At 39.1% G+C, this 25,157-nt stretch carries 23 protein-coding genes and 2 pseudogenes; 5 read left to right on the top strand and 20 right to left on the bottom strand.

Annotation, left to right across the window (positions count from 1 at the left end; translation table 11 throughout):
* Positions 1–379: 379 nt before the first annotated feature.
* Positions 380–859, bottom strand: a complete 480-nt coding sequence (locus tag ABIE66_RS13660; protein ID WP_370015087.1) for a hypothetical protein — start codon at positions 857–859, stop codon at positions 380–382.
* Between the two features lie 556 nt (positions 860–1,415).
* Here ABIE66_RS13660 and ABIE66_RS13665 point away from each other — a divergent pair.
* The 3 genes from ABIE66_RS13665 to ABIE66_RS13675 all read left to right on the top strand — a co-directional run bounded on the left by ABIE66_RS13665 (position 1,416) and on the right by ABIE66_RS13675 (position 4,906).
* The gene (locus tag ABIE66_RS13665; protein ID WP_370015088.1) at positions 1,416–2,447 is read left to right on the top strand and encodes an acyltransferase family protein; all 1,032 of its coding nucleotides are present in this window, start codon (positions 1,416–1,418) and stop codon (positions 2,445–2,447) included.
* A gap of 566 nt (positions 2,448–3,013) precedes the next feature.
* The gene (locus ABIE66_RS13670) at positions 3,014–3,385 is read left to right on the top strand and encodes a cyclic-phosphate processing receiver domain-containing protein (RefSeq protein ID WP_289325110.1); all 372 of its coding nucleotides are present in this window, start codon (positions 3,014–3,016) and stop codon (positions 3,383–3,385) included.
* A 459-nt stretch (positions 3,386–3,844) separates the two neighbouring features.
* On the top strand, positions 3,845–4,906 hold the full coding sequence (locus tag ABIE66_RS13675) for a two-component system sensor histidine kinase NtrB (RefSeq protein ID WP_370015089.1): 1,062 nt from the start codon (positions 3,845–3,847) through the stop codon (positions 4,904–4,906).
* Positions 4,907–4,990: 84 nt separating this feature from the next.
* Here the strand turns inward: ABIE66_RS13675 and ABIE66_RS13680 are convergent.
* The 14 genes and pseudogenes from ABIE66_RS13680 to ABIE66_RS13745 all read right to left on the bottom strand — a co-directional run.
* A pseudogene (locus tag ABIE66_RS13680) lies at positions 4,991–5,133 on the bottom strand (spermidine synthase); the annotation flags it as partial.
* Between the two features lie 269 nt (positions 5,134–5,402).
* Entirely contained in the window at positions 5,403–6,731 is a 1,329-nt protein-coding gene (locus ABIE66_RS13685) for a 6-phospho-beta-glucosidase (RefSeq protein WP_370015090.1), read from the bottom strand.
* Entirely contained in the window at positions 6,728–7,063 is a 336-nt protein-coding gene (locus tag ABIE66_RS13690) for a PTS sugar transporter subunit IIA (RefSeq protein ID WP_370015092.1), read from the bottom strand. The genes ABIE66_RS13685 and ABIE66_RS13690 overlap by 4 nt, the downstream gene beginning before the upstream one ends.
* Positions 7,064–7,065: 2 nt before the next feature.
* Complete coding sequence (locus ABIE66_RS13695) at positions 7,066–7,968, bottom strand: ROK family protein (RefSeq protein ID WP_370015094.1); 903 nt, start codon at positions 7,966–7,968, stop codon at positions 7,066–7,068.
* Positions 7,969–7,984: 16 nt separating this feature from the next.
* Entirely contained in the window at positions 7,985–8,221 is a 237-nt protein-coding gene (locus ABIE66_RS13700; protein WP_370015095.1) for a hypothetical protein, read from the bottom strand.
* 12 nt (positions 8,222–8,233) lie between these two features.
* Positions 8,234–9,580, bottom strand: a complete 1,347-nt coding sequence (locus ABIE66_RS13705) for a PTS sugar transporter subunit IIC (protein WP_289316376.1) — start codon at positions 9,578–9,580, stop codon at positions 8,234–8,236.
* Between the two features lie 32 nt (positions 9,581–9,612).
* Complete coding sequence (locus ABIE66_RS13710; RefSeq protein ID WP_370015097.1) at positions 9,613–9,924, bottom strand: PTS sugar transporter subunit IIB; 312 nt, start codon at positions 9,922–9,924, stop codon at positions 9,613–9,615.
* A gap of 3 nt (positions 9,925–9,927) precedes the next feature.
* On the bottom strand, positions 9,928–11,397 hold the full coding sequence (locus ABIE66_RS13715) for a glycoside hydrolase family 1 protein (RefSeq protein WP_370015098.1): 1,470 nt from the start codon (positions 11,395–11,397) through the stop codon (positions 9,928–9,930).
* Positions 11,398–11,518: 121 nt separating this feature from the next.
* Positions 11,519–12,238, bottom strand: coding sequence for a MurR/RpiR family transcriptional regulator (locus tag ABIE66_RS13720; protein ID WP_289325119.1), 720 nt, complete (start codon positions 12,236–12,238; stop codon positions 11,519–11,521).
* A 390-nt stretch (positions 12,239–12,628) separates the two neighbouring features.
* Positions 12,629–13,546: a DMT family transporter gene (locus ABIE66_RS13725; RefSeq protein WP_289325120.1), complete on the bottom strand. Its 918-nt coding sequence runs from the start codon at positions 13,544–13,546 to the stop codon at positions 12,629–12,631.
* Positions 13,539–14,234 carry a GntR family transcriptional regulator gene (locus ABIE66_RS13730; protein ID WP_289325121.1) on the bottom strand — a complete coding sequence of 232 codons (696 nt, stop codon included), beginning with the start codon at positions 14,232–14,234 and terminating at the stop codon, positions 13,539–13,541. Before ABIE66_RS13730 ends, ABIE66_RS13725 begins: the two co-directional genes overlap by 8 nt.
* A 775-nt stretch (positions 14,235–15,009) precedes the next feature.
* On the bottom strand, positions 15,010–15,822 hold the full coding sequence (locus ABIE66_RS13735) for a methyltransferase domain-containing protein (RefSeq protein ID WP_370015099.1): 813 nt from the start codon (positions 15,820–15,822) through the stop codon (positions 15,010–15,012).
* 195 nt (positions 15,823–16,017) lie between these two features.
* Positions 16,018–16,465 (bottom strand): annotated as a pseudogene (locus ABIE66_RS13740) (HEAT repeat domain-containing protein).
* Positions 16,466–16,801: 336 nt separating this feature from the next.
* The gene (locus ABIE66_RS13745) at positions 16,802–17,629 is read right to left on the bottom strand and encodes a TrmB family transcriptional regulator (protein WP_370015100.1); all 828 of its coding nucleotides are present in this window, start codon (positions 17,627–17,629) and stop codon (positions 16,802–16,804) included.
* Between the two features lie 140 nt (positions 17,630–17,769).
* On the opposite strand from ABIE66_RS13745, the gene ABIE66_RS13750 reads away from it, so the two are divergent.
* Positions 17,770–18,399: a homoserine/threonine efflux transporter gene (locus ABIE66_RS13750; protein WP_370015101.1), complete on the top strand. Its 630-nt coding sequence runs from the start codon at positions 17,770–17,772 to the stop codon at positions 18,397–18,399.
* A gap of 354 nt (positions 18,400–18,753) precedes the next feature.
* Here ABIE66_RS13750 and ABIE66_RS13755 read toward each other — a convergent pair whose 3' ends face one another.
* Together ABIE66_RS13755 and ABIE66_RS13760 are read right to left on the bottom strand one after the other, a co-directional pair.
* Positions 18,754–20,085 (bottom strand): (Fe-S)-binding protein, encoded by a 1,332-nt coding sequence (locus ABIE66_RS13755; RefSeq protein WP_370015102.1) that lies wholly within the window; start codon positions 20,083–20,085, stop codon positions 18,754–18,756.
* On the bottom strand, positions 20,082–21,488 hold the full coding sequence (locus ABIE66_RS13760) for an FAD-binding oxidoreductase (RefSeq protein WP_370015103.1): 1,407 nt from the start codon (positions 21,486–21,488) through the stop codon (positions 20,082–20,084). Before ABIE66_RS13760 ends, ABIE66_RS13755 begins: the two co-directional genes overlap by 4 nt.
* 115 nt (positions 21,489–21,603) lie before the next feature.
* Between ABIE66_RS13760 and ABIE66_RS13765 the strand changes: the two genes are divergently transcribed.
* Positions 21,604–22,245 carry a hypothetical protein gene (locus ABIE66_RS13765; RefSeq protein WP_370015104.1) on the top strand — a complete coding sequence of 214 codons (642 nt, stop codon included), beginning with the start codon at positions 21,604–21,606 and terminating at the stop codon, positions 22,243–22,245.
* Between the two features lie 54 nt (positions 22,246–22,299).
* Here ABIE66_RS13765 and ABIE66_RS13770 read toward each other — a convergent pair whose 3' ends face one another.
* From ABIE66_RS13770 to ABIE66_RS13780, 3 genes are read right to left on the bottom strand one after another with little or no spacing between them, the layout of a single operon-like run.
* The gene (locus ABIE66_RS13770; RefSeq protein ID WP_370017040.1) at positions 22,300–23,106 is read right to left on the bottom strand and encodes an ABC transporter permease; all 807 of its coding nucleotides are present in this window, start codon (positions 23,104–23,106) and stop codon (positions 22,300–22,302) included.
* Complete coding sequence (locus tag ABIE66_RS13775; RefSeq protein WP_370015105.1) at positions 23,106–24,050, bottom strand: ABC transporter permease; 945 nt, start codon at positions 24,048–24,050, stop codon at positions 23,106–23,108. Before ABIE66_RS13775 ends, ABIE66_RS13770 begins: the two co-directional genes overlap by 1 nt.
* Positions 24,014–25,153, bottom strand: coding sequence for an ABC transporter ATP-binding protein (locus ABIE66_RS13780; RefSeq protein ID WP_370017041.1), 1,140 nt, complete (start codon positions 25,151–25,153; stop codon positions 24,014–24,016). The genes ABIE66_RS13775 and ABIE66_RS13780 overlap by 37 nt, the downstream gene beginning before the upstream one ends.
* Positions 25,154–25,157 lie beyond the last annotated feature (4 nt).

Genomic DNA, 25,157 nt, shown 5'->3' on the forward strand with positions numbered 1-25,157 from the left:
AAAATAATGTATTTTATTAGATTTTTATTACTTTATCTTCATCCCATATACGTTCCAAGATCACTTCATTATTAATACAGTTTATTTGAAAAACGTCAGGACATCAGTGTACTTATAGTTGATTACTTTAATCCAATCCTGTGAACGTTTTAAGTAAAAGATTGCCTAAGCAACCTCCCTTATTTAAGTAAAGCACAAAATGGATAAATTTCCCTAACCAGCTCATTTTACTCGTTTTCGTTTGGCTACTTAATTCGTTACTACCATTGGAAAATCCGACTCCATTGCACTGAGCATATGATTCACTAACATCCTCCATACATTTCTTTCGTTTATATACGATTTTTGTTCATCTAGAATAGAATTAAACCGTTTCTATTTATTTTTCCTTTTCCCATTCGATTTCGTTTTCTTCCGCCAATGTTTTGAGATCCACTTGATACTGCCTCATCATTTTACGCGCTTTTGATAATTTTTGATTCGCTTCGTCTATCTTTTCACGATCTTGTTCTTCGATTGCAGAAATGACCGTCAGGAATGCGCTGTGCTGAAGGTTCGCCGCTTCTATAAAATCTTCATGAATCGTTTTTATTTCTTTTTCTTCAATTTCAACCGCTTCTAAATCAGTGATGAAAGATTGGTATTTCGGCTGGACTTCATCGACGAGTGCGGCATACATTACTTCATCGTTCGTATAATTATCGCCTGTGACACTTTCATACCGTGCAATCACTTCGCTTTCCTTTTCTGCAAGTGGTGGCAAATCCTCGTTTATATAACTCAACAATTCCTCCTGCATCGGGTTCCCGCATCCCACCAAGAGAAAAATTAACAAGCCTCCTCTAAACAGGCTTTTCATCAACAACACCCCTCCATCATTTCTATTCATGCCCTGCCTTGTCTAATGAAAAGAAAAAATGAAAATATAAAAAAACGCCCATTGGACGTTTACATGTTGACGATGAAATCTAAAATCTGGTTGAACTGGTATAAAACCTATCTAATTATTTATCCTATTTATAACATTTTCCATTTTCCCCCCCCCAGTTTCTTTTTGAAGAGTTTTTATTCAGTCAACCTTGCTGTAAGAAATCATTAGTAGTTAATCCCACTTATTATTCTTAGTTAGAGCATCCCCCTTTTCTACTGAATGGTTAAAGCTTCACGTTTAATATCCTAAGTTGTTATGATACGCCTGGTAGCTATTACTTCGAACAAGAAGTTGACTGCCTTTTTGGCATACATATGACTATCCGCAAGGTGATGCACTACTACTTGATGAACAGACCACCCTCCTTGAAGTCTCTTACAGCATCTCGTAATTGGATTCAGAAAGAGAAAAATAAAAATCTCTTGGGTGTACATAATATAGGGGATAACCAATGATAGTAAAAGTGTTATGAAAGGGTGAGCAAATGGAAAGAAATAACGCGATTGACTTTATTAAATTTTTTGCAATATTTTCCGTTGTAGTCATTCATGTATTCCCAAGGGATAGCCAGATTGGTCTATTTATTCTCGATAACTTCTCAAGGTTTGCGGTCCCATTTTTCTTTACTGCATCTGGTTATTTGTTCGGTAAAAAGATCATGCATACAAGGGATTCCATAGATTATTTTAAAAGGTATATTATAAAAATCTTAAAACTGTATGTATGCTGGCTCTTCTTTTATATGATGTATGATGTTCTTATTCTTTATAAAGTTGCTACAGATGCACCAAAGGAATTTGAGCAATACATTAATCATTTTACATTTCTTGACCTTATATATTATGGAACTGGGACTAGCGGATACCAATTGTGGTTTTTAACCGCATTAATTTGGAGTGTTTTCATTCTATTCAGTTTTTTTAAGTTTAAAAAAGTAAGGCTTCTTTTAATCATCAGCTTAATATTAAACTTTTTAGGTCTTTTCGGACAATCGTATTCGGTGTTCTACGATTTTCCTCTAAGTACACGGGATGCTTTATTCATCGGCCTTTTTTATACAACTTTGGGATTCTTCTTTGCGAATGATAATTTCTTTAAAAAGTCCAGAGCAATAACAGCCAAAACCTACCTATTATTAATTTTTATCTTCTTTACTGTCCAAGTGTTAGAAGGATACTTATTAGAAAAGGTATTATCTGGAAGTCACGGAGAATATTTTATTTCTACTATCTTTTTAACTACATCCCTTTTTTTATTTGCATTAAATAATTCTACATTGGGGAAAGATTTGTTCATTACTAAAGTAGGAGGAAGAGCCCTAGGTATATACATTGTTCATGTTGTCTTCATCAGTATTTTTGATTTGATTTTATCGGCATTAAAAATGGATCATATATCTGACAATTTATTATTAAAACTATTTGAGACACTCATTATAATTTCTATGTCGTACATATCTTATGACCTACTTCAATATTTCAAAAGGCGTTTAAGCGGACTGATAAAAACCAGTTAGTGGAAATAACGTCTGAATTCAAACCAGGTATTCAAAGACTTAAGCCAATATCAATTCACCTAATTAGATAACCATACAGGAGGCTTAACAAACTATTTACCTAAACATGATCCGCGACCTCAAAGAATTAGTAATGAGATAATGTTTAAATTACTCGAAATATCAGGAATGAGACGCCAAGAATTAGTGAGTTAAAACGGGAGCAAGTAAATGTATAAAATTAAATGGTTTTAGTTCGAGAAAAGGGAAAAATGAACGCCTCCTCCCCCCTTCATCGCATTGTCTTGCCGTTATTTCAAACTATAAAGAACTCTTTTTATTTAAGGAGATTTTGAACGACTGGTCTATCCGCTCACTGATTTTCTCAGCAATATTCTTATTGAAGTAAGCACCCGATAGTTGAAAAAGAATATTCATTACGAAATGTTGTCATATATTATCCTTTAACGTCGAATATGCCACCTTCTTACATTGTTGTGTTAGACTTGATATATAAAACCATATTTATATTGGGGTTATTTTACTTTTTTAAGTCACCCTTGTATAAGGGAAGGAGTGTATAAGAAATGGAGAAAATCAGCGTTTTTCTGGATGACTATCGGAAAGCACCCGATGGTTATGTGTTAGTCGAGACCATTGATGAATGTATAGAGCTATTGCATAACTTTGATATTGAACATCTCTCTTTGGACCATGATTTATTAAATAAAACTAGAAATGGTTTTATGCTTGTTCAAAAGATGGTTAAAGAAAAACTATTTGCTAAGCGCATTACCATTCACTCTGCCAATTCAGTTGGCGGTAAAGCTATGTACAACTGTTTAAAACAAGCCCAACGAGATTTTACAATGCCCCCTGCCATTATTGTATCCTTAAGACCACTGCCCCTCAAATTCTTCCCGTCAAGGGTTCTACAACATTATATTGAAATTCGGTAAACTCATCTCAATTACTTTTCATCTCATCAATTCATCACTTTCTCGATATATCCAGGATTAATGACCATTGATCTAAGGCTTCCTTCAGATTCCGTGTCACCGCGTACCCCCTTATCTTTGACTAATGGTTCCTCATCCCATCTCTATAGCATTTTATCACCAAGCAAATGTTCATGCCTGGCACACAAAAAGTCGAGACTTCATTATATTGAGGTCTCTACTTTTCGTGTTTTAAATAATTTTTAAAGTTCTTTCTTATGTCATAATTCCCTGTGGTTTCTTATGACAATTCTAACAACTTGTGCTTTTAATAAATTCTTGCCTTCTTCAACATTGAGGAATGATTTACATTCTTGAATAAATGTAACAAAATAATTAAAAAACAGCTCAAAAAATTTGTATTTCAGTTAGGGATGTTTCCTGATATACTATTGGGAATAAGAAAACGGAGTGATTTACTTGGAATTAAAAATTGGATCACATGACATAGACTTCCACCAATTGATAGAATACTCCCTAAATTCAATTTGGATTGTTGGAGAAGAAGGGAAAATCCTATTCTGTAATAGAGCTTGTTTGGAATTGCTAAAGTTAGATTCTCCTGAGGACATTTTATATAAAGACTTGTACGCTTTTCTTCCACCAGAAATCCATGCTGGTTGTAAAGAACGATTAAATAGGGTTCTCGAAAATCAAGAAATAGTTGAACTGGCAGAACAAAAAATGATTTGTGGTGATGGAGAGATCATCAATATTGAAGTTACAGCTGCCCCTTTTTATTTAAAAGACATGGCCTTGGCTCAAGTCATTATTCGAAACATTACAGATCGTAAAAGAGCAGAAAGAGCAGAGATTCTTTTGAAAGAAAGAGTGAAATTAGCATCAATCGGTCAAATAGCTGCAGGGATTGTTCATGAAGTTAAAAACCCTCTTACAACAGTAAAGGGATTTTTACAGCTATTAAAAGAATCCCAGCCTCATCCTTATTTTGATACGATTGAAACTGAATTAGAAAAAGCGTTAGAAACTCTGCAGAATTTATTACAAGTTTCTAAACCAGATTTACATGAGGAACCTATTGTTCCCATTGATTTATGTAAGGAGTTAGCTTCTATTTTGTTTTTATTCCAAGAACAACTTTATAAGGTGGAAATAGAATGGGCTTTAAGGGATACAGAGAGAAAAGTTGTTGGAAAGAGAAATTTATTTCTAAAAGCCTTTTTTAACCTGTTGAAGAATGCAATTGAGGCAATGGATGAGATTCAAGGCAAGCGGAAAATAAGAATTGAACATTATTATAAAAATGGACAAATTCATATAAAAGTGAGTGATACAGGAGTAGGGATATCTGAAGATAAATTAAATATGCTAGGAACACCTTTCTATTCCACCAAAAGCGAAGGAACAGGTTTAGGTCTAACTCAAGTATTTACAACGATACACAAACATGGAGGAAATATCTCAGTTCAAAGTGTAATTGGAAAAGGAACTACCTTTCATGTTCAGCTTCCTGTTAAATAAAAAAGGTTTTCTATATAATTAATGACGATAGTTTTTCCATGCGTTTCGCCTTGAATTACTTTGCTGCCATATGAAAGCCTTGTCACCAAAAGAAGGAATGATTGTGTGGTAACTCATGACTTCGAACCCAACACTCCCGATAGTCCGTCCTATACTCCAATAAATGAGCGGGGCATCGTCCGTGAATTGGATTGACAAACAAGTACGCCATCATTTTCAAGGAAACTGTAGTCATTCAGTAAACAGATATTACTGCTGTTAATCTGGTTATCCATTGTACATAAAACAGAACAAGCAAAGAATCAAACCACAGAAGGTTATTTGTTCTAAAAAAATAGATGACTTCCTGATCAGAATCGAACAGGAAGTCATCTATTTTGAATTATTAATTTAGAATGTAATAACTTGTAATTCCGAGGTCATCCTTTCCTGCTAAAAAACTTTTCAGAATCATCCTCTGTAAAGATTACCTTTAAAAACATCCCATTGATTCAATTCAAGATTTCACTTCATTAAAAAATTGTGGCAGGTCTTCCTTATGCGCTTCGAGCATTTCATCCAATATTTTTTTGGCGATGGTATCTGATGGTACCAAAGGATTTATGGTCATCGCCACCAAAGCTGTATGATAATCTCCTGTGACAGCCGCTTCAGCAGCCATTCTTTCAAAAGATTTAATTTGCTGGACCAATCCCCGGACTGCCACTGGCAGGTCGCCGATGGCAATCGGTCTTGGCCCCTCTTTGGTGATCACACAGTTAATCTCAATGGCCGATTCATCTGGAATACTCGCTATCGCTCCGTTATTGCGTGTATTGACTGGCTGTATATCCCGTTTATCATTATAAATCGAATTGATGAGGCTGCAGGCAGCTTCGCTGTAATACGCTCCACCGCGTTTTTCCAGTTGAGGTGGTTTAACATTAAGTTCAGGATCCTTATACAACTCGAATAGTTCTTTTTCCAGTTGTTGAACGACCTCTGCCCGCGTTCCATTTGTTGCTGAAGATTCCTTTTCTTCGACGAGCATTTCATCGGTCTTGTAATAATAACGATGGTATCCGCAAGGAATAATGCCCATCCCTTTAATGAAATCACGAGCCCAGGCAAAGCCCGCAATGTTTTTCATCGTCATTTCATTTTCCGGATTCCCAAGAGCCGTTATTACTTTATCCTTCACGCTTTTTCCGTCCACATATACATCTAATCCGAATACCATATGATTCAATCCGGCAAAATCTACTTGGACCCTGTCTGGCTCTACATTCAAAGCTTTTGCTATACCCATTTTCATCCCGATGGGTACGTTGCATAAACCCACAACCTTTTTGATATTGCTATATCTTAAGACTGCCTCCGTAACCATTCCAGCTGGATTGGTGAAGTTCACAAGCCAGGCATCCGGACAAAGCTCCTCCATATCCCTGCAGATTTCAAGTATGACTGGTATGGTCCTAAGTCCTTTGAAGAGACCTCCTGGCCCATTTGTCTCCTGTCCGATTACATCATATTTTAACGGAATCCTTTCATCCTTAGCTCTTGCGTCAAGTAATCCGACCCGGAATTGGGTCGTTACAAAATCTGCATCCTTCAATGCTTCGCGCCTGTTAAGCGTTAAGTGGATATCGATTGGCAGACCTGCCTTTTCAACCATTCTTCTTGCAAGATTCCCTACGATTTCCAGTTTTTCATTTCCCTTGTTAATGTCAACGAGCCAGATTTCACTAACGGGAAGTTCGTCATACCGTTTGATAAAACCTTCAATCAGTTCCGGCGTGTAGCTGGAACCCCCGCCTATTGTCACGATTTTTATACCATTCTTCAAAATGACACCCCACCATTCTTATTTTGTCTCATTTCCCGATACATTCTGATCATTTCCGCTACTAGGTCACTTATCGTCTCGGCACTCATCATTTGATCCTCTGCATGCATAAGAAGAAGGGAGATTTCCACCTTTTGACCTGATGCCTCCTGCTGGATAAGCCCTGCATGGGCATGGTGGCCTTCAAGCATATGAGTCCGGGATTCTTTCAGTTTTTTCTCGGCCGATTCATACCTTCCCTCTCTTGCCTCATACAAAGCTTCCATGATCAAGCTCTTTGCGGTTCCTACATTGCTGATTATTTGAAATGCTACAGCTTCCATTCCTTCCATGTCTATTCCCTTCTTCCTTGTTGTACATATGTTTGCAGATGATGAAACAGGGCACCAATCATGCCTGCATCGTTGTTCAAATGGCATGATTCAATACACGATCCATTTATATAACGATTTAATGATTCAACTCTTCTTCTGAGCTCTGGTATCAATCCTTCCCTTGTACTTACAGCCCCGCCAATCAAGATCTTGCTAGGATTGAACATGAAATACAGATTATGGATGCCGATTGCAAGGCTATCATAGAAGCGTTCAACTTCTTCCAAAGCTATGGGGTCACGAGTTTCATAAGCTTGAAAAACATCCTCGCCCGTTACATCTGCAGCCAATATCCCTTTATATTTGGCATACCGTTCCCTCATGCCTGATATGGATCCATTCCAGCTCAATGTATTTTTAAAAGCTGAGTCATTTTTAGTACCATGGGTAATCATGAATCCAAATTCACCGGCACCAAAGGAAATGCCTCGATATAATTGATTATTAAGGAAAACCGCTCCGCCAACCCCTGTACCGACCGTCATGCAGATAAAGTGTTCAATATCCTGTGCGTTACCCTTCCATTTCTCGGCGAGAGCCACACAATTCACATCATTCTCCACCGTGACAGGGAGATTCGTCAGTTCTTCCATATATGTTTTAATATTGAAACCATCAAAATCCTTGATGGCTCCTCCCATTTCGATAAAACCAGTCTGGTTATTTACAAAGCCTGGAGCACTGATGGCGATTCCTCTTAAACTAGGAAAAATGGAGACTTTAGTTAAGATCGCTTGAAGGATGGCCCCCCCGTTGTTACGGACCGTTGGAAATCTTCCTTTTTCCAAAATATCTCCTGATTCGGTCAGTAATCCGTATTTTATTTCTGTTCCCCCTATGTCAAAGGCTAGGTAGTTGGACATGATATACTGTCTCCCTCTACTGAATTTTTTTAATTGAATAATATAGAACAGGGCCGAACTTGGATTGCTGAAAGACCTGTTTAAGGTGCTTCACCGCTTCCTCCCCCGGGAGGGCAGTCATTGCTTCAAATACAGCCTGAACCCGATTTGAGGATAGAAGGGTTGTTTTTATGCGTTCGTCTTTATATTCCGAGAAGAAATCACAAAGATATGATATCTGTCCGGAATTCATTTGAATTTGATAAGTATTCATGCATTCTCCTTTCTAAGCAGGTAAATCGTTATTGCCGGCATCCGTTGATTGCTGTATGGCTGCAGCCTTATTCGAAGCGAGCACAAACGGAAGATAGACAACGGTTGAAACAGCCAGACAGACGAACCCGAGAATCAGGGCCATCCAGTTTCCGCCAGTACCGAAGAATGCAATAAGTGGACCAGGCGTCGTCCACGGCACAGTATAGGCTATCGGCGGTATCAGCTCTGTTGTGATCGCGATATACCCGATCAAGATGTTTACTGCCGGCACCAGGATGAATGGGAAGATCAAAATTGGATTAAGTACGACCGGCAATCCAAAAATGATCGGTTCATTGATATTGAAGATGCCTGGTGCAATGGAAAGCTTTCCGATATCGCGATAATCCTTTCTTCTTGATGCGATGAAAATGGCAATGATCAATCCCAGGGTCATGCCTGATCCACCGTAATTGGCGAAAGCATCATTGATAGCCCACGTAACAGGGTATGGAGCTCCCCATGCCGATCCATGTGCAGCGACATAGTTCAGGTTCTCAAGCGTTGCCTCCGCAAACATCCCTTCCCTGATTGCGGCAACTGTATTAGGACCATGAATCCCGAAGACCCAGAGGAGGTTCGATACTATGGCCAGGATAATTAACGAGAATATATTGGTTCCCAAGTTTTTCAATGGGGTCTGGATCATTGCATAAATCAATTCATGGATCCCATTTGGGTAGATAGCTAGAATGATTGCATTACCAACTGAGAATAATACTGTAATGATGACGATTGGAAAAAGAACCTTGAATGTTCTCGAGATGGCTGGCGGTACGGACGCAGGCATCGTGATTTGAAGGCGTTTCGATTTGGACAATCGGCTGAAGATTTCGCCCACGAGCAAACCAATGATCATGGCTACGAAGAGGCCTTGTGCCCCCACCCATTGAGTGGAAAGGAAATTCGTCCCATCAACCACCGTATAAGCGGGATATACAATGAAGAAAGTGGAAAGGGCAGTTAATCCGCATAGAAGGTCATCCGCCTTCATGGCTAAGGCTATATTCCTGGCAATTAGAAAGACAATGAAAATGGATAAAATACTGGTTGAACCATTCAATACGGGTGCAAATACCTGCTGGAAATCCGCTAAATTAGGAAATAGCTTATTCAAGAACAGCAACCTTGCAATAAAGCCATCCGGAGCCAGCACAGCAAAATTCAATAGAACGATCAATGATCCCGCCAATGTGATGGGAAATGCTAAAATAAACGCATCACGAATAGCGACAATATGCCTTTGAGAGTTCAGTTTAGCCGCTACAGGAACAAGGGCTTTTTCCATTACACGCTCAAAACTAGCCATGAATCCCATAATATACCCCCTAAATCTATTGTTTTTTTGTTTTATTGATTTTGGTCAATTAGCTCTAAAGCCCGATCGAGGATTGCACTTCCGTTCATTGTTCCATATGCTCTCATTTCTATGACTTCTACTGGAACCCTTCCGTCTACAATGGAGTCCACCTGTGCTTTTTGATACCTGACCTGAGGACCCAATAACACGATGTCCACTTCCTCCGCGGCTTTGCTGCATTCCGAAATGGGCAAGGCAACAATATCGATGGCTATGCCCCTAGCCTTTGCAGCGTCATTCATTTTATTAACCAGCAAGCTGGTGGACATTCCAGCTGCGCATACCAATAGGATTTTTTTCATTCATTATTCCTCCTTTTGTATAATAGATTGAATATTCCGTAAACTATCACCATTCGTTTCTATCAATTCTTTATACCAATAGAAACTTTTTTTCTTTATACGCCTCAGATCTTTTTCACTATGTTCATCCCTGTTTACATAAACAAAGCCGTAGCGTTTCTTATAGCCATTCAGCCAGCTTAGTATATCCGTGAATGACCAAGTGCAATATCCAATTAGGTCCACACCGTCACTGATGGCGTCCTGGCAGGCTGCTACGTGACTTTTCAAATACTGAATACGGTACTCATCATTCACAACATCCCCTTCCAGGAGCGAATCATATTCACCTAAACCATTTTCAGTAATGAGGATTGGAAGCCTGTATCTGCTGGTCAATCTGCGGAGGCCGATGCGAAGGCCAGTCGGGTCGATTTCCCAATCCCAATTCGTTGCATCCAAGTGAGGATTTCTCTTCGACTTGAATAGTCCAGGAACTCCGCTTTCCTCTGATGTCCCTTTCTTTCCGGTCGTATTCATGGCTCCCAGTTTAATTCCGTCGAGCGGATTCATTTCGACTGTTCCCGTTCGGTAGTAATTGACTCCGATGAAGTCAGGCCTTCCAAAGGCAAGAAGTTCCATGTCCCCATCCATGATGGTCGGAGCCAGACCATTTCTCTGTAAATACTTCATGCTTATCTTAGGGTAAGTCCCCCAGCAATAAACATCCAGCCACCAATGGTTATTGAGATCCTCGGCATTTTCATATGCAAGGATATTATCTGGAGCACAAGTAAATGGATATGTCGGTCCAAAAGCAAAACTGGGCCCGATCTTGCCATCAGGTACGAACCTTCTGAATGATTGGATGGATTTAGCATTTGCCAAGTTTGCAATATGATTGGCTTCATACATCCTTTTTGAATCTTTCACCCCCGGCGGGTGCAGCCCTGTACGGTACCCCAATCCGATAAAAACATTCTGCTCATTCAATGTGACCCAATACTTAACACGGGACCCAAAGCGTTTGAACAGTGTTATGCAATATTCGTTGAAGTCATTGATGATCTCCCTTGATTCCCAGGCACCATATTCCTCCATTAATGCTTGGGGAACATCCCAGTGGTAGACCGTTAAAATGGGTTCAATGCCGTGTTCTAGCAGTCCATCAATAAGGTCATCGTAAAATCTCAGTCCCGCTTCGTTGATTTCCCCTTTCCCTTCAGGATAAATCCGGCTCCAGGCCACAGAAAAGCGATAAGCCTTCAATCCCATTTCAGCCATCAGGGCAATGTCTTCCTTGTATCGATGATAATGGTCAACCGCCACATCACCGTTCGTCCCGTCATAAGTCGTACCAGTCAATTTCGCGTAAATATCCCAGACGGAAAGACCTTTACCATCCTCATTCCACGCTCCCTCCACTTGGTATGCTGCTGATGCGGAGCCCCATAAAAAGCCATCTGGGAAGCGTTCACTCTTTTGATGAATCATTATTTCACCTCTTTCTAAAGAAATTGTATCCGCTTTCATCGGCGTGGTAAATACGATTCACCCTTTCTGTTTTTTGTGACGTCAGTTGTCATCTGTTACATAAAAGAAACAGGATGTTACTCTATATTTTGTATATTTCCTTTGCAATCGCCTCTAAAAGATAAACGACCGGAATTTGAGTCGTTATATTAGATTTACCGCTGTATTCCTCTGTTACGAAATAGGATATATTCAAATCGGAAATCCTTGCAATCGTACTGACTTTATTATTTGTTATGCTGACAATGGTACTGCCCTCTTCTTTTAAACATTTGATAAGCTCAATGATCTCGGACGTTTCTCCAGATACGCTCAAAGCAATGGTTACACTGTTACTTGAATACTTCGAATGGATTGGAAAGAAAGGATCCTTTATGTATAAGGAGGATTTCCCAAGACTGGAAACATAGCGCGATCCATATTCAGCCATAATACCCGAGCTCCCAATTCCAAGAAAAATGACACTATCCGCTTTGGAAATCAACCTCGCCGTTTCTTGGATATAGGATTCGAAGCTTCCCTTTAGCGTCCTCTCTACAAATTCCGACAGAGAATGCTGGGTACTCTTTAGCTTGACATGCTGTTTCTCGCTTATATACATCTTAAGCTTCACTTTAAATTCCGAGTAACCAGCGCAATCAACCTTCCTGCAAAAACGAAGGATGGTGGAGGTAGAAACATGTGTCTCATCTGCAAGCTCCCTTATCCTCATATATGTGACCTTTTCTGCGTTTTTGGTAATATAACCATACAACGAGCATTCCAATTCATTAAAAGATGCAATGGCTTCTCTAGTAAACATATAAAATCTCCTTTTGAGTGTCAGTTAACGACCAAAGTCTCATTTTCATTTTCCATACTTTTATCTATATTTCGATTCCTATGCCATTTCTCCTTTTATTACTTTGAATACATAGTTATTAGGGAGATGATCCTGCTGGATTGTTGAAAAAGCTAACTATCGATTTGAATGGCGTGGTCTAAATGCCCTGCGCTCACTCGTAAAATACAAAAAAAGCAATTCACATGTTGTGTAATTGCTTTTTCAAAAACCTGCTATTACCTAAAACCCCCAAAACCGGTTAAGCATTTCGTGAATGTTTTTGCTCCATTCACCTACATGGTAGTTTATTAGTCTAGTATTAAATAACTACAGATAGGTTGAATTATTTTGCCCGTTTTACAACTGGCACTACTTGTTTTTTACTATCGATAAAATCGTAATGGTGCTTATAATGCAAAACGTGCCAAACCACTCGGCAAAACCGAATGTTACATTCAGCCAGATCACGGATATTAAGGTTGCGGATAATGGCTCAACAGAAGCAAATAAACTTACCTCTGAAGCCGTGATGTATTTTGTACTTTCCAAATAAAAGTAAAAGGCAATAATCGTACCGAAAATGATGATGAACAAAATCGCTGAAAAAGAAGATAAAGTCCAATTGCCTTCAACTGCCCACGGAGGATGGATCATACTAAAACAAATACCTCCAATCAACATGCCCCATCCCACAACAATCATTGAACCCCATCTTGAAAGGAGTTTATAAGGTTGCAATGTATAGAAAGCCAGTGCAAATGCTGATGTTACTCCCCAAAATACTGCCCACCCGGAAATGGAGAGGGTACGTATGCTTCCTCCCGTCACAAGCAAAAAAGTGCCTAAAATCGCTATGATTACTGCTACACTCACAGTAATGGTGGGAAAACGTTTGGAACGAATGGCTAAATAACAAGTGATCAGGGCCGGCGCTAAGTATTGTAGGACAGTGGCAGTCGCTGCATTGCCATGTTCAATTGCTGCAAAATAGGTGTATTGAACAGCGAGCATTCCCAGAATAGCAAAAAGGATAATTTGAAGCGCATCGTTTTTCGTTTTCCAGATTCCAAAAACCTTCTGTCTATCTTTATTATAAGCGACCCCCAACAGGATTAAGCCTGAAAGCAATAAGCGTACCACCGTGAGCCACTCAGGACTGAACCCTTGCCGTTGAAATAGATATTGAGCTGCCGTTCCAGATATTCCCCATAACGCAGCGCCGGTAAGTACCAGGGAAATCCCTCTTTTTCTTGAAGGTGATACCTCAACTAAACCATCATTACTCATTTTTTTCTTCCTCGCTTTTTACACATTCCGTATGGGCTTGAATTCTTAAAAAGCTTTCTTTCCAATTCTTTTCTATCACTTCAAGCACCTTGGTGAGATTTTTTTGCCTTAAAGCCTGAATGATCTGATTATGCTCATCAATGGAATGATGAACATCACTTACCTGATCGAAATAATACAGTTCTATCCGTATAAGTTTTTGTTTTAATCCCGATAGAATCCGCTTTAATTCATCATTTGTAGTAAGATTGATGTAAATGGAGTGAAAGTCATTATCTTTCTGGACGGCTACTATTTGATTTCCCTCGTCAATTGCTTTTTTCACTTCATGATTGATGGCTTCCATCTCCATTAAGTGTTTATCTTCAAAGTTTTCAAAAGCCTGTTTCATAGCTAATTTTTCCAGTGTCCAAACAATGGAATATACATTTAATACCCCATCGAATCGAATGGGGGAAACAATAGTTGAACGGCTCGGCTTGGTCTCTACAAAACCCTCATCCTCTAGCCTTAATAGTGCTTCTCTAATAGGGGTACGGCTTACTCCTAATTGTTCGGCTAATTCTTTGTCTCGTAATTGTCGACCTGGCGTGAGTATCCCTTGGACAATCCAATCCCGCAAGATTATGTAAGCTTCTTCACGTACAGAAGTACGCTTGATTTTTTGTGTTGAATCCGAATGTATCAACGGCTTTGTCCTCCTCAAAATACCAATATCTAATATGCAATATATCACATATTGCATCCCGTTGAAATGAAGTTTCAAAAAATATAATCTGTTCATTATATTTTTAAATGATTGTCTTTATTAACATTGGAGTCCCAAGCTAAACATAAGCAAAGATCATTTTCGCATGATAAAAAAGACCCCCTTCTTATAGAAATAGCATTTCGACTTTAATCCCGATTCGTCGGAAATCTCATGATTTCAACAGTTCCCCTGTATAAATTAAGCTCGATTTTCTCTTTTTTATATCCGTAATATGTAGGAATGCCTATTGATTTGTTTTATTTCGAAAGTCCCCTTGAACCCTTCTAGACTAAGTCTTACGTCATTTATCGTAAGCAACTCCTGAAACTTCCCTGAAACTTCCCTGAAATTTAAAAAATCTAATAAGTGGAATTGTTTCCCTGAATTCAAACCTTTCCACTTAAAGAACATTCCTTTCCAAGTCGAATACTTTCTAAAAAAATGTCTTGAAAACCTCTTGGTGACGACTGCACTCATTACAGGAATATTCTATTTCTAATGCATCTTCCGTTACTGTATGAACTGTCTCTTTTTTACAATTTTCACAAAATCTCTTTTCGGATATTTCTTTCATTTTTTATTCACTCTCCGTTTTCCTATTGGTTTTTAGTCGCGTGTTCAGTATATTTTGCGAATATCCAACAGAAAAATACCTTTTTTCCTGAAGGACCTCAAAAAGAATTCAGGAAAAAAGGTACTAGAGTATTTAATTTCACCTTGGATTCCAATACATCAAAGCTGCATGAAACGGATATTCGTATTCGAAAACTCCTTCTTTTTCCACTACATATTTATTAAGGATGGTTTTTACTTCATCATGGGAATATTGTTCATCGAGAATTTTTGTAGTGTTATCGCGAATCATTTCTTCATATGTTGAATATATTTTTTTACTTTTCAATTTCACGATCTTACAGTCCGCCAGTATTCCAAGTTGATACAATACATTCAAGATGTGTATGTAATCCCGCTTTCTTAAGTTGATGTTATATCCTCGTTCCTTCAATTCCATATAATGAGGTTTTTCTGGTCCTGTTGTCATACCGACTATAACTAAACGGGTTGCTGACTCATTCATTTTTAATAAGGTATGACCGATTTCTTGCATACGGTAATAACAATTAAAACCAAATACCACATCATATTTGTCCCTTTTCGTTTCACTTTCCCACTTATCATGGATCAAATCTATGTTTTCGAAACCTTTTTCGTTCGCCTGAGAATTCAAAAAACTGATAATGCTTTTTGAACTATCAATACAAGTCATCTTTCTGACTTCTTTTGCAATATCAAATGTATAATTGCCCCAGCCAGGGCCGATTTCCAATACATGATCATCTGAATTTAATAAAGCCAGTAACTCTTGTTGCACAAGTTTTGCATAAGGGTCCGCTTTATGATGTTTTTTCCCTTCAACCCTGGAAGACCAAAAGGCTTCTTCTGCTGCATCATCTTTAAGCCTGTTAGGTATTTTTCCGGTATGATCTACCATGGCTTCTTTCCAAAGTTCTATATAATCAGTCATCATTTCTCCCCTAAATTCGTATGTATTTACGTTGTCCACCGTGGTCACAAATGTTAGTCAAATAGCCAAATGCTTCCTCTTTTAAACATATTATCATACCCCAGCTACAATTTTAGTTTTTACACATAAGAAAAAGGAGCAAAAATTTTGCTCCTAGATCCAATATTAATTGTTTTTCATTTTTGGTATGGAGTTTTATCTTTTTGATAAAGTTGACCAAGTGTTTTCAAGCCACTTATCAAAGTCTGCTCCTTTTTCACCCTCATAGGTATCATATATATCCATTCTCATCTTCTGAAGCTTTTCTTTGAATTCAGTATATGTGTGATTTTCTGGTAAACTCTTCTTGATCCTTACCAAAATTTTGGTTAATCCCTTAACCAATTCGCCCTTTTTCCTTGCAGGCAATTGAACATCTTCGCCTAATCTTTTCAATTGACGGTAGGCGGCCTCTTGAACTTTATATACAGAATCACTATCCATGATATGTGTGAGAATATCGATTACTTGTTTATTTTTTGTACTGGCCTAACTCTTCGATCGCATCTAAACGTTCTCTCCAATTAGATTTGCGATTGGCAGATTTTTTTAATTCCTCATAGTTGGCAGGTAACTCGATACCTTTTGTTTCTTTGTTATTCAAACGAATCATTTCTCCTTCTGTCTTTATGTATATATCCGGAAATTCATAAATGTAAATCCGATACTACAATAATCCGATTACAATAATGGTTTATTACATTACTTATTATACCCTTTTCCATATCTTAATATAGTTAAATTTCTTACACAACTGCTATATCTTCAATAGTCGGGTGCTGGGGGCACATGCTTTTCTTCTTCAACTTACCTGCACCCTATGGCTCAATAAGTAATTTCAGCATTAAAAGGCATAAATCCCGCCTGGATTCATGCCCCTATAGTTGACTGTGAAGTATCTTTTCTTTTGTTGTAAAAAACAGACAAAAATAGCGGAAATCTAGTCCACGTAATGTTTTTTGAAATCTGGATGGATAGAAAATTTTTTACGTAAATTGGCGAGGTTTTCACCAAAACTTTCTTCTAAAAGTTCTCTATGTTTTTCCATGATTTCCATGAGATACAAATCATGAATCATGACTTCTGTAATGGGCATTACTAAACCTACATGCATTGTCCACGCTGCACGGCTATCTTTACCAAGCGAGACAATACCTGCTACTACTTCTGAGTCATCTCCACTAATAACAAGCCATCGCCCACCATACTCTTCTGTAATTTCATAACCCATATAATGGAGGTAAACCTTAGCAAAATCACAGACGATCTCCCCATAGGCAATAATTGTTACATTGACCCCTCTATTTGCTGCCTGTCTTAGTTCAGATTCTAATACTTCGAATTCGTCTTCCCAAATCTCTAAGAGTATTCTTTTTTTAGCAGATAATATACAGGCTTTTACCTTATCGAGTATTTCGTTGCGTCCCATGATATTCCAGATATTTTCACGGTCATTTGCAGAACGTTCAAACTCCGCCAATGATTTTTCTGCCAGTTCAAAATTCTCTTCTGCTTTCATTCGACGGTTTTTTATTAGCTCCTTTGCAGGAACAGGAGTATACTGTGGTGTGTTTCCAGGACTAACCAGAATATCCCCTCTTATTGCGAGACTGTCCAGAATTTCATATACTCTTGAACGTGGAACACCAGAGTTTTTTGCTACTGCATATCCTGTTAATGGCGATTCTTCCAATAAGGTAAGATATGCTTTCGCTTCATATTCGGTAAAATTTAGGTTTTTTAATGTTTCTAAAATGTTTTCTTTCATAAACCCTCCAACACAACCTTAGTTGCTACCTTTGTAACTGATATTTTAGCAAAATCTGTTGACGTTTTCCATAATCATCTAATATACTTACATAAGTAGTTACTTAAGTAGTCACTATAAAAAGAGGAGGGAGAAATAGTATGGATAGCTTACTTACATACATATCAATAGTTGCAATGATGGTTATTATACCAGGAGCAGATACTATGCTCTTAGTGAAAAATACGCTTAGCTATGGTCCAAAAGCGGGACGTTATACTGTTCTCGGAATGGCAACGGGACTTTCTTTTTGGACGCTTATTGCTATTCTTGGACTATCTGTTGTCATTGCAAAGTCTGTGATTCTTTTCAGTACAATCAAATATTTGGGAGCTGCCTACTTAATTTATTTAGGGATAAAAAGTTTTTTTGCTAAAAGCGTTTTTTCTTTAAAAGAAATTCAAGCACAGGCAAATACACCTACAAAGTATTCAAATCGGCATAATAAAGATTCCTTTATGCAAGCATTACTTAATAATATTCTTAATCCAAAGACCGTTTTAGTTTATATAACAATCATGCCGCAATTTATCAATTTGACCGGAAATGTAAACCAGCAATTGATTATCTTAGCCTTCATCTTAACCTTACTCGCGGTATTGTGGTTTCTATTTCTTGTTTATCTAATTGATTACGCAAAAAAATGGATGAACAACTCCAAATTCCAGAAAGCATTCCAAAAATCAACTGGCTTAATTTTAATAGGTTTTGGCATAAAGACAGGAATTTAAGTTCATTTACTAACACATCTAATTTGATTCTATCCGTTCAATAAATTGAACGGTTTTTTTTTTTCATATGTATCTAACGTGCAACTAACATACTGTTTACTAACCTGCCCCGATAAGGATAAAGAAAAATCTGCCTTAATCATTTTAGTCAATAATGTTAATCAATCTTTCATCCGTACATATTGCACTTCATCATTGCTCTCCAAAGGCTTTTTCCACCTACATCTTTAATGGAGTAAGATCAAGTTTCTAACATGGTCATTATTAAATGAAAAATAAAAACGTCTGTATTTTCGCATAAGAGCAGGAAATACTGACGTTTAATGGTCCAATGAAGTTTCTGTATTCTTTTTATCAATCCAGGCCGCAAGCCTTGGCAAGTATTTCAACAAGGTGCATACTTTTCATTTGGTTTGTTGCTCCCTCCCTTTGAATGCCAATGCTCATTTGCATTTGACAGCCAGGGTTGACGGTCACTACGGTAGTGGCTTTCGTTTCTTTTAGGTTCTTCATTTTTTCATCAAGAATTTTCATGGATTCATCAAAGTGGAGAAGATTGTATATACCTCCAGATGCACAGCAGCGGTCAAACCCTTCCATTTCCACATAGGAAATTCCTGGTATGGATTGCAATAATAATCGAGGTTCCTTTTGGACCTTTTGAACATTGCGTAAATGACAGGAATCTTGATAAGAAACGATGCCTTGCCATTCTTCAGTATAGGGAAGTGGACCCAATTGATAAAGGATTTGACTGATATCTTTCGATTTTTTTGAGAATTCCCTTGCTGTTCCAGCCCATTCGTGATCATCTGCCAATAGATGTCCATATTCAAGAAGCGAAGCACCGCAGCCTCCTGCGTTATTTACAATTACATCAGCATCTGCCTCCATGAAAGCAAGGATATTCCTCTTCGCTAATGCTTGCGCTTGTATTGTTTCGCCTTGATGGGAATGCAGGGCACCGCAGCAATTCTGATTTTCAGGGAGGATGACCTCACATCCCACCAAGGTGAGCAGCTCGATGGTTAGACGGTTGATTCGTGACATCATGGAATCCATGATACACCCTGCAAAAAATGCCACCCTTAATTTCGTTTCCCCTTTTGCGGGTATTATCGTACCTGTCCGGATTCGTTTGGAGGACGACTCGATAGCAGGGAGTGCTTGTTCTAAATGTCCAAGGGCAGGTGAAACTTTATGCAGTACATTGGATGTCCGGATAAGTTTGGATAACCCTGTTTTTTGATAAAGATGGACTGCACTCCCAATCCTATTCATTCGTTTTGGATATGGGAAAAGATGAACCAATGCCAGTTTTTTGATCTTCGTCATTTTAGTTTTTTGGTTTGTTGGCGCGGAGTTTTCAATGGCTTCTTTTGCCGCTTCCAGTATATGTCCGTATGGCACACCAACAGGACATGCGGTTTCACAAGCACGACAGCCTAAGCATAGGTCGATCGGTTCAGCTAAATCTTTTTGGAAATCTATTTTCCCTTCGGCCGCCATTTTCACTAGATTGATTCGACCACGTGGAGAGGCTGATTCTACACCCATTGATTCGTATGTAGGACATGCCGGTAAACAGTAACCGCATTTTACGCATTGGTTTGTCCAATCATAGGCATCTGAATATAAATTTTGGACCGCTGCCTTTGTCTCGTTCACTTTGACGGGTAGGTTCATGTAACCAACACGACCCTTGTCTGGCCCTTATCAGGAAAAATCTTTCCTGGATTAAGGATATTATTGGGATCCCAGGCTTCTTTAATTTTTTTCATCATATTCACCCCTGTTATACCTAATTCCATTTCCATATATGGTGACTTTAATGTACCGATTCCATGTTCACCGGAAAGTGTTCCGCCTAGTTCAATTGCGGCTTCAAAAATTTCACTGACTGCAAGCTCCACTTTTTTCATTTCCGTAATATTTCGTTTATCAGTAATGATGTTCGGATGCAAATTCCCATCTCCTGCATGACCAAAAACAACCAAGTTCAACCCGTATTTCTCCCGGATTCGGTTTAATCTCTCCATCATCGCCGGAATTTGACTGCGTGGAACAGTCGCGTCTTCAGAAATCTTTGTAGGACCCATTTGTGTAATGGCCGGGGAAACCAATTTACGCGCACTCCAAATAGTTTGGCGTTCTTCCTCTGTCTCCGCTATCTTGACGTAGGAAGCACCCTTTGCCCTGCATAAATCGGCGCATTTAATTATTTCTTCCTCAATCGCCAAAGGGTGACCATCTATTTCTATGATAAGGATGGCTTCTGCTTGAAGAGGCAAGCCAGAAGGTCGATAGCTTTCAACAGCACGGATACACGCATTATCCATCAATTCCAGGGCTGATGGTAGAATTCCTGACGATAATATGCTGGTAATGGCATGGCCGGAGTCAATCAAATGATTGAAGTGGGCAACAAAGGTTTGTTTAGCTTGCGGTTTTGGGATTAAACGAATGATTGCCTCTGTAACGATGCCCAAGGTACCTTCCGATCCTACGATCAATCGGGTCAAATCATACCCTGTTACATTTTTCACGGTCTTTCCGCCAGTACAGATGATTTCTCCCGTTGGGGTGACCACCTCAAGGCCTATCACATATTCTTTGGTCGTTCCGTATTTCAATCCCTTTGGACCGCTGGAGTTTTCCAATAGATTCCCGCCTATTGTGGCAACATTTGAACTGCTTGGATCTGGAGGATAGAACAAGCCGGCTTCTTCCGCCTTTTTATGGATATTTGCCGTAATCACACCCGGAGAGACAATGGCAAGCATATTTTCCCGATCGATGATCAATTTATCTCGTAAAAGGGTCATATCAAGAACCATCCCCCCTTTAACTGGTAAAGGGCCGCCACTTAGCGAAGTACCAGATCCTCTAGGGTAAACAGGTATTTTGTGTATATTAGCCAATTTAACCACTTCACTGATTTCTTCGGCGTTTTTGGGCTGTATCACGACTTCAGGTAAAAATTCCCCAAATGAAGCGTCATAGCTATAACAATACCTTTCTGCTAAATCAAGGAACATTCTATCACCTGGAATTACCTGACTAAGGTCATGTAAGGCTTCTTTCTCCATGCTTCTCACTTCCGTTCATGATTATAGTAAATGGGAAAAGCATCATTTGCATGTAATATAATGGAATTTTATGATTCAGCTAGATATAATGATGAAGAATAAAGGAGGGTTTTTATTGAAAATCGCATTGATTCACGCAACCACAACTGCACTAAAACCAATAGAAAGGGCCTTTCAGACAGTTGCTCCAAACATTGAACTCCTTCATTTCATGGACACGGGACTTCTCGCCTTGATGGAAAAGAGCGGCAAGTTAACTCCGGAAATCATTCGCCGCTTTTCTGCATTAGTGAATTTAGCCTATGATTCTCGCGTTTCATGCATCCAACTTACTTGCTCTGCTTTTAATGGAATCACTTCAATTTTACAACCTCTTTACCCTGTAAAGTTATTTCGTTCAGATGAGGCCATGCTTGATGAAGCACTTCGCTATACTACCATCGGCCTGATTTCAACCGTAAAAGAAACACCCATCGCCCTTCAAAATTATTTATTAGATAAGAATCCGGACTGTAAGATCGTATCTTTGGTGGATCCCGGGATCATCCATTTATTGTCTCAAGGAAGAAGAAAGGAGCATGACGATCGGGTTAAAAAGATGGTGAAACAATTAGATGGAAAGACAGAAGTGATTTTGCTTTCACAATATAGTATGGAGCATGTTGCAAAGCAAATTAATCCTTCTGTCCCTATCCTGACTGCCCCACTATTGTCTGCTAAAAGATGTTTGGATCACTTGAATGGAACGTTTAGATGAAATCAAAAACCGAGCTTAGACAGTATGATCCATTGGTCATATCCTTATATCCTTTTATCCGTTTGTATGATGAGAACCACCAAAAACTTTTCCGACACCTTGAATTTTTTCAAGTATGACGATTAGAAGAACTGATATGAATATAACCACGCTTGACACGGAAGCAACAATCGGATTGTAGGCATCCTGCATTTGCGAGAAAATCTCGATCGGCAACGTTCTCATTTCAGGTGATACCATAAAGAGTGAGACGGTTACATTATCAAATGATGTCAAAAATGCGAATAATCCCCCAGAGATTGCGGCGGACCCAATCAGCGGCAGTGTCACTTTCATGAATACTGTTAATGGATTGGCTCCAAGTATGGCCGCAGCCCGTTCAAGATTATAATCAAATCCACTAAGACCGGTTAATACCAGGCGCATTACATATGGTATGCAAATGACGATATGGGCAATCAAGAATCCGGCAGAAGTACCGGCTAGCATCATTGGTGTAAAGTACATTAACAGTGCAATCCCTAAGACTAATTGCGGTACACTTAATGGAGAAGTTAAAAGGGCCGTAATATATGATTTTCCCGGTATATCATACTTTGCGATGCCAAGGGCCCCCAAAGTTCCGAATATGACGGAGAATAGGGCAGCTAATGCTGCAAATTTCGCACTATTCAAAAATGCTTCCAAAAATTCTGGACGCTCCAAGATCTTGCCATACCATTGCAGTGAGAAACCTTCTGCCGGAAAACTTGGATAATTGGCACTTGTAAAAGAAGCGGGAATAACGACAATGAGCGGGATCAAGATATAAATAATCGCCAACACGGCTACGGCAATCCGAAGGCCGCCAAACGTTTTCATCATCGGAATACCTCCTTGAATTTCCCTTTTTCAAACACTCTGGTAAAGACGGCTACTGATATGACGGTGGTGGCTAATAGAATATAAGAAAGAGCAGATCCGAATGTCCAATGCAGCAGGTTATTTATTTGATCATAGATGACAACAGGCATCACGGGCACATTGGCTCCCCCCATAAGTGCAGGCGTAACATAAGCACTCATTGACAAACTGAATACAAGAATGCAACCAGATACTATACCAGGGATACTTAGCGGCAATGTAATGGAAAAGAACCTTCTGAATGGGCTTGCCCCAAGTATGGCTCCTGCCTTATCCAGGGAAGGATCAATATTATATAAGCTGGCAACGATGGATAAGATCATGAAAGGTAGATATGCATTGGATAGTCCAATTACAACTCCGATTTCCGAAAACAATAGCTTCAATGGTGCATCTATTATGCCAAGGGCCATCAGGGTTTGATTAATCGTTCCATTAGGTAATAGCAAGAGGTACCAGCCAAAATTACGGACCACTATACTTACAAGGAGTGGTGACACGATCAAGAGAGTGATATACCCTCTGATCCGCGCTGAACTTTTGGCCATCGTCAAAGCTACCGGATATCCAAGAAATAAAGCAACCAAGACCGAATATAAGCTGATTTTCACTGTCAGCCACAAAGATGATAAGTAATAGCTATCGGAAAATAATTGTGTATAGTTTTTTAGGCTATAAACGGCATCCGCTCCTCCAAGATTATCAGTGGAGATGAAGCTTAAATATAAAATGTATAACATCGGTATGACGAAGAAACCAAATATGAAAAGTAGAATCGGCGTTAAAAGGAGTAATCCCGGCACCCAGACCTTCCTTTTCTTGATTTTAGGTTCCTTTTGCGGCTCAATCGGATTCTTTTCCCGTTCTATTTCTTGACTAACATAACTTCTGATGGGCTCCATCCTATCAACACCTCACTTCCATTTTGCCATGATGAATCAAAAGCGGAAGTCAATACTTGTATACTTTTACTCTGTAATAGAACATTGATTTCCCATGAGGTACCAAGATAGTTAATTTGGCTAATCTTGGCACGATGGAAATCCAAATGTGATAAGGAGGTGTCATCCGCAGAAAAAATTTGCAGTTTTTCTGGTCTAATATAAAGCTTCACCTCATCTCCGGTTTTCAAATCATTATCATTTCCCATGATATTATCTGCGTCTACATGTGTGATATCAGAACCTATCTTGACTGACACTTTCCGCTTGTCCACAGCAGAGACATTCCCTTCAAAACAATTCGATTTACCGATGAATTGAAAGACGAATTCTGTCTTGGGATGATTGTAAATATCAGTCGGAGTACTGATTTGTTCAATTTTCCCTGCATTCATCACCACGACTCGATCAGACATGGAAAGTGCTTCTTCTTGATCATGGGTCACAAAAATGGTCGTTACGCCAATTTCCTTTTGTAATCGCTTTATCTCGGCCCTAAGTTCATGGCGCAGTTTTGCATCAAGGTTTGAAAGCGGTTCGTCCAGCAAAAGGAGCTCCGGTTCAACTACAAGTGCCCTGGAAATCGCAACACGCTGACGCTGACCTCCTGATAATTCTCTTGGATAACGATTCTCCAATCCTGACATTTTCACTAATTCAAGCGCTTTACTTATCTTCTTTTTTTGTTCAGCTTTACCGACCTTGCGCAGCTTCAAGCCAAAGCTTAAATTTTCATAGACTGTCATATGGGGAAAAAGTGAATACGTTTGAAAAACCATGCCTAAATCTCTCTTATAAGGAGGAACCTTCGTAACATTATTTCCTTTAATATGGACCTCTCCCCGGTCTGCATCGAGGAATCCTGCAATGAGGTTCAAGGTTGTGGACTTTCCGCACCCTGAAGGCCCAAGAAGAGTGAGTAACTCTCCTTGTTTCACCTCCAGATCAATACCATTCAGGACCACATTCGAGCCAAATTGTTTAAACGCTCCTTTTATCTCTACATCATTTTTATTTGACCCAACCCCCTGAACTGCCTCCAGGTGTTGTCTATTAATTTCCATATCT

The sequence above is a fragment of the Peribacillus sp. B2I2 genome, from assembly GCF_041261685.1.
Lineage (GTDB): Bacteria > Bacillota > Bacilli > Bacillales > DSM-1321 > Peribacillus.

Coding starts and splice junctions, on each gene's coding strand:
- ABIE66_RS13660 (WP_370015087.1), bottom strand. CDS start 859: ATGAAAAGCCTGTTTAGAGGAGGCTTGTTAATTTTTCTCTTGGTGGGA.
- ABIE66_RS13665 (WP_370015088.1), top strand. CDS start 1,416: ATGGAAAGAAATAACGCGATTGACTTTATTAAATTTTTTGCAATATTT.
- ABIE66_RS13670 (WP_289325110.1), top strand. CDS start 3,014: ATGGAGAAAATCAGCGTTTTTCTGGATGACTATCGGAAAGCACCCGAT.
- ABIE66_RS13690 (WP_370015092.1), bottom strand. CDS start 7,063: ATGGAAGGAATGGAAGCTGTAGCATTTCAAATAATCAGCAATGTAGGA.
- ABIE66_RS13695 (WP_370015094.1), bottom strand. CDS start 7,968: ATGTCCAACTACCTAGCCTTTGACATAGGGGGAACAGAAATAAAATAC.
- ABIE66_RS13700 (WP_370015095.1), bottom strand. CDS start 8,221: ATGAATACTTATCAAATTCAAATGAATTCCGGACAGATATCATATCTT.
- ABIE66_RS13705 (WP_289316376.1), bottom strand. CDS start 9,580: ATGGGATTCATGGCTAGTTTTGAGCGTGTAATGGAAAAAGCCCTTGTT.
- ABIE66_RS13710 (WP_370015097.1), bottom strand. CDS start 9,924: ATGAAAAAAATCCTATTGGTATGCGCAGCTGGAATGTCCACCAGCTTG.
- ABIE66_RS13715 (WP_370015098.1), bottom strand. CDS start 11,397: ATGATTCATCAAAAGAGTGAACGCTTCCCAGATGGCTTTTTATGGGGC.
- ABIE66_RS13720 (WP_289325119.1), bottom strand. CDS start 12,238: ATGTTTACTAGAGAAGCCATTGCATCTTTTAATGAATTGGAATGCTCG.
- ABIE66_RS13725 (WP_289325120.1), bottom strand. CDS start 13,546: ATGAGTAATGATGGTTTAGTTGAGGTATCACCTTCAAGAAAAAGAGGG.
- ABIE66_RS13735 (WP_370015099.1), bottom strand. CDS start 15,822: ATGACTGATTATATAGAACTTTGGAAAGAAGCCATGGTAGATCATACC.
- ABIE66_RS13745 (WP_370015100.1), bottom strand. CDS start 17,629: ATGAAAGAAAACATTTTAGAAACATTAAAAAACCTAAATTTTACCGAA.
- ABIE66_RS13750 (WP_370015101.1), top strand. CDS start 17,770: ATGGATAGCTTACTTACATACATATCAATAGTTGCAATGATGGTTATT.
- ABIE66_RS13755 (WP_370015102.1), bottom strand. CDS start 20,085: ATGAACCTACCCGTCAAAGTGAACGAGACAAAGGCAGCGGTCCAAAAT.
- ABIE66_RS13760 (WP_370015103.1), bottom strand. CDS start 21,488: ATGGAGAAAGAAGCCTTACATGACCTTAGTCAGGTAATTCCAGGTGAT.
- ABIE66_RS13770 (WP_370017040.1), bottom strand. CDS start 23,106: ATGAAAACGTTTGGCGGCCTTCGGATTGCCGTAGCCGTGTTGGCGATT.
- ABIE66_RS13775 (WP_370015105.1), bottom strand. CDS start 24,050: ATGGAGCCCATCAGAAGTTATGTTAGTCAAGAAATAGAACGGGAAAAG.
- ABIE66_RS13780 (WP_370017041.1), bottom strand. CDS start 25,153: ATGGAAATTAATAGACAACACCTGGAGGCAGTTCAGGGGGTTGGGTCA.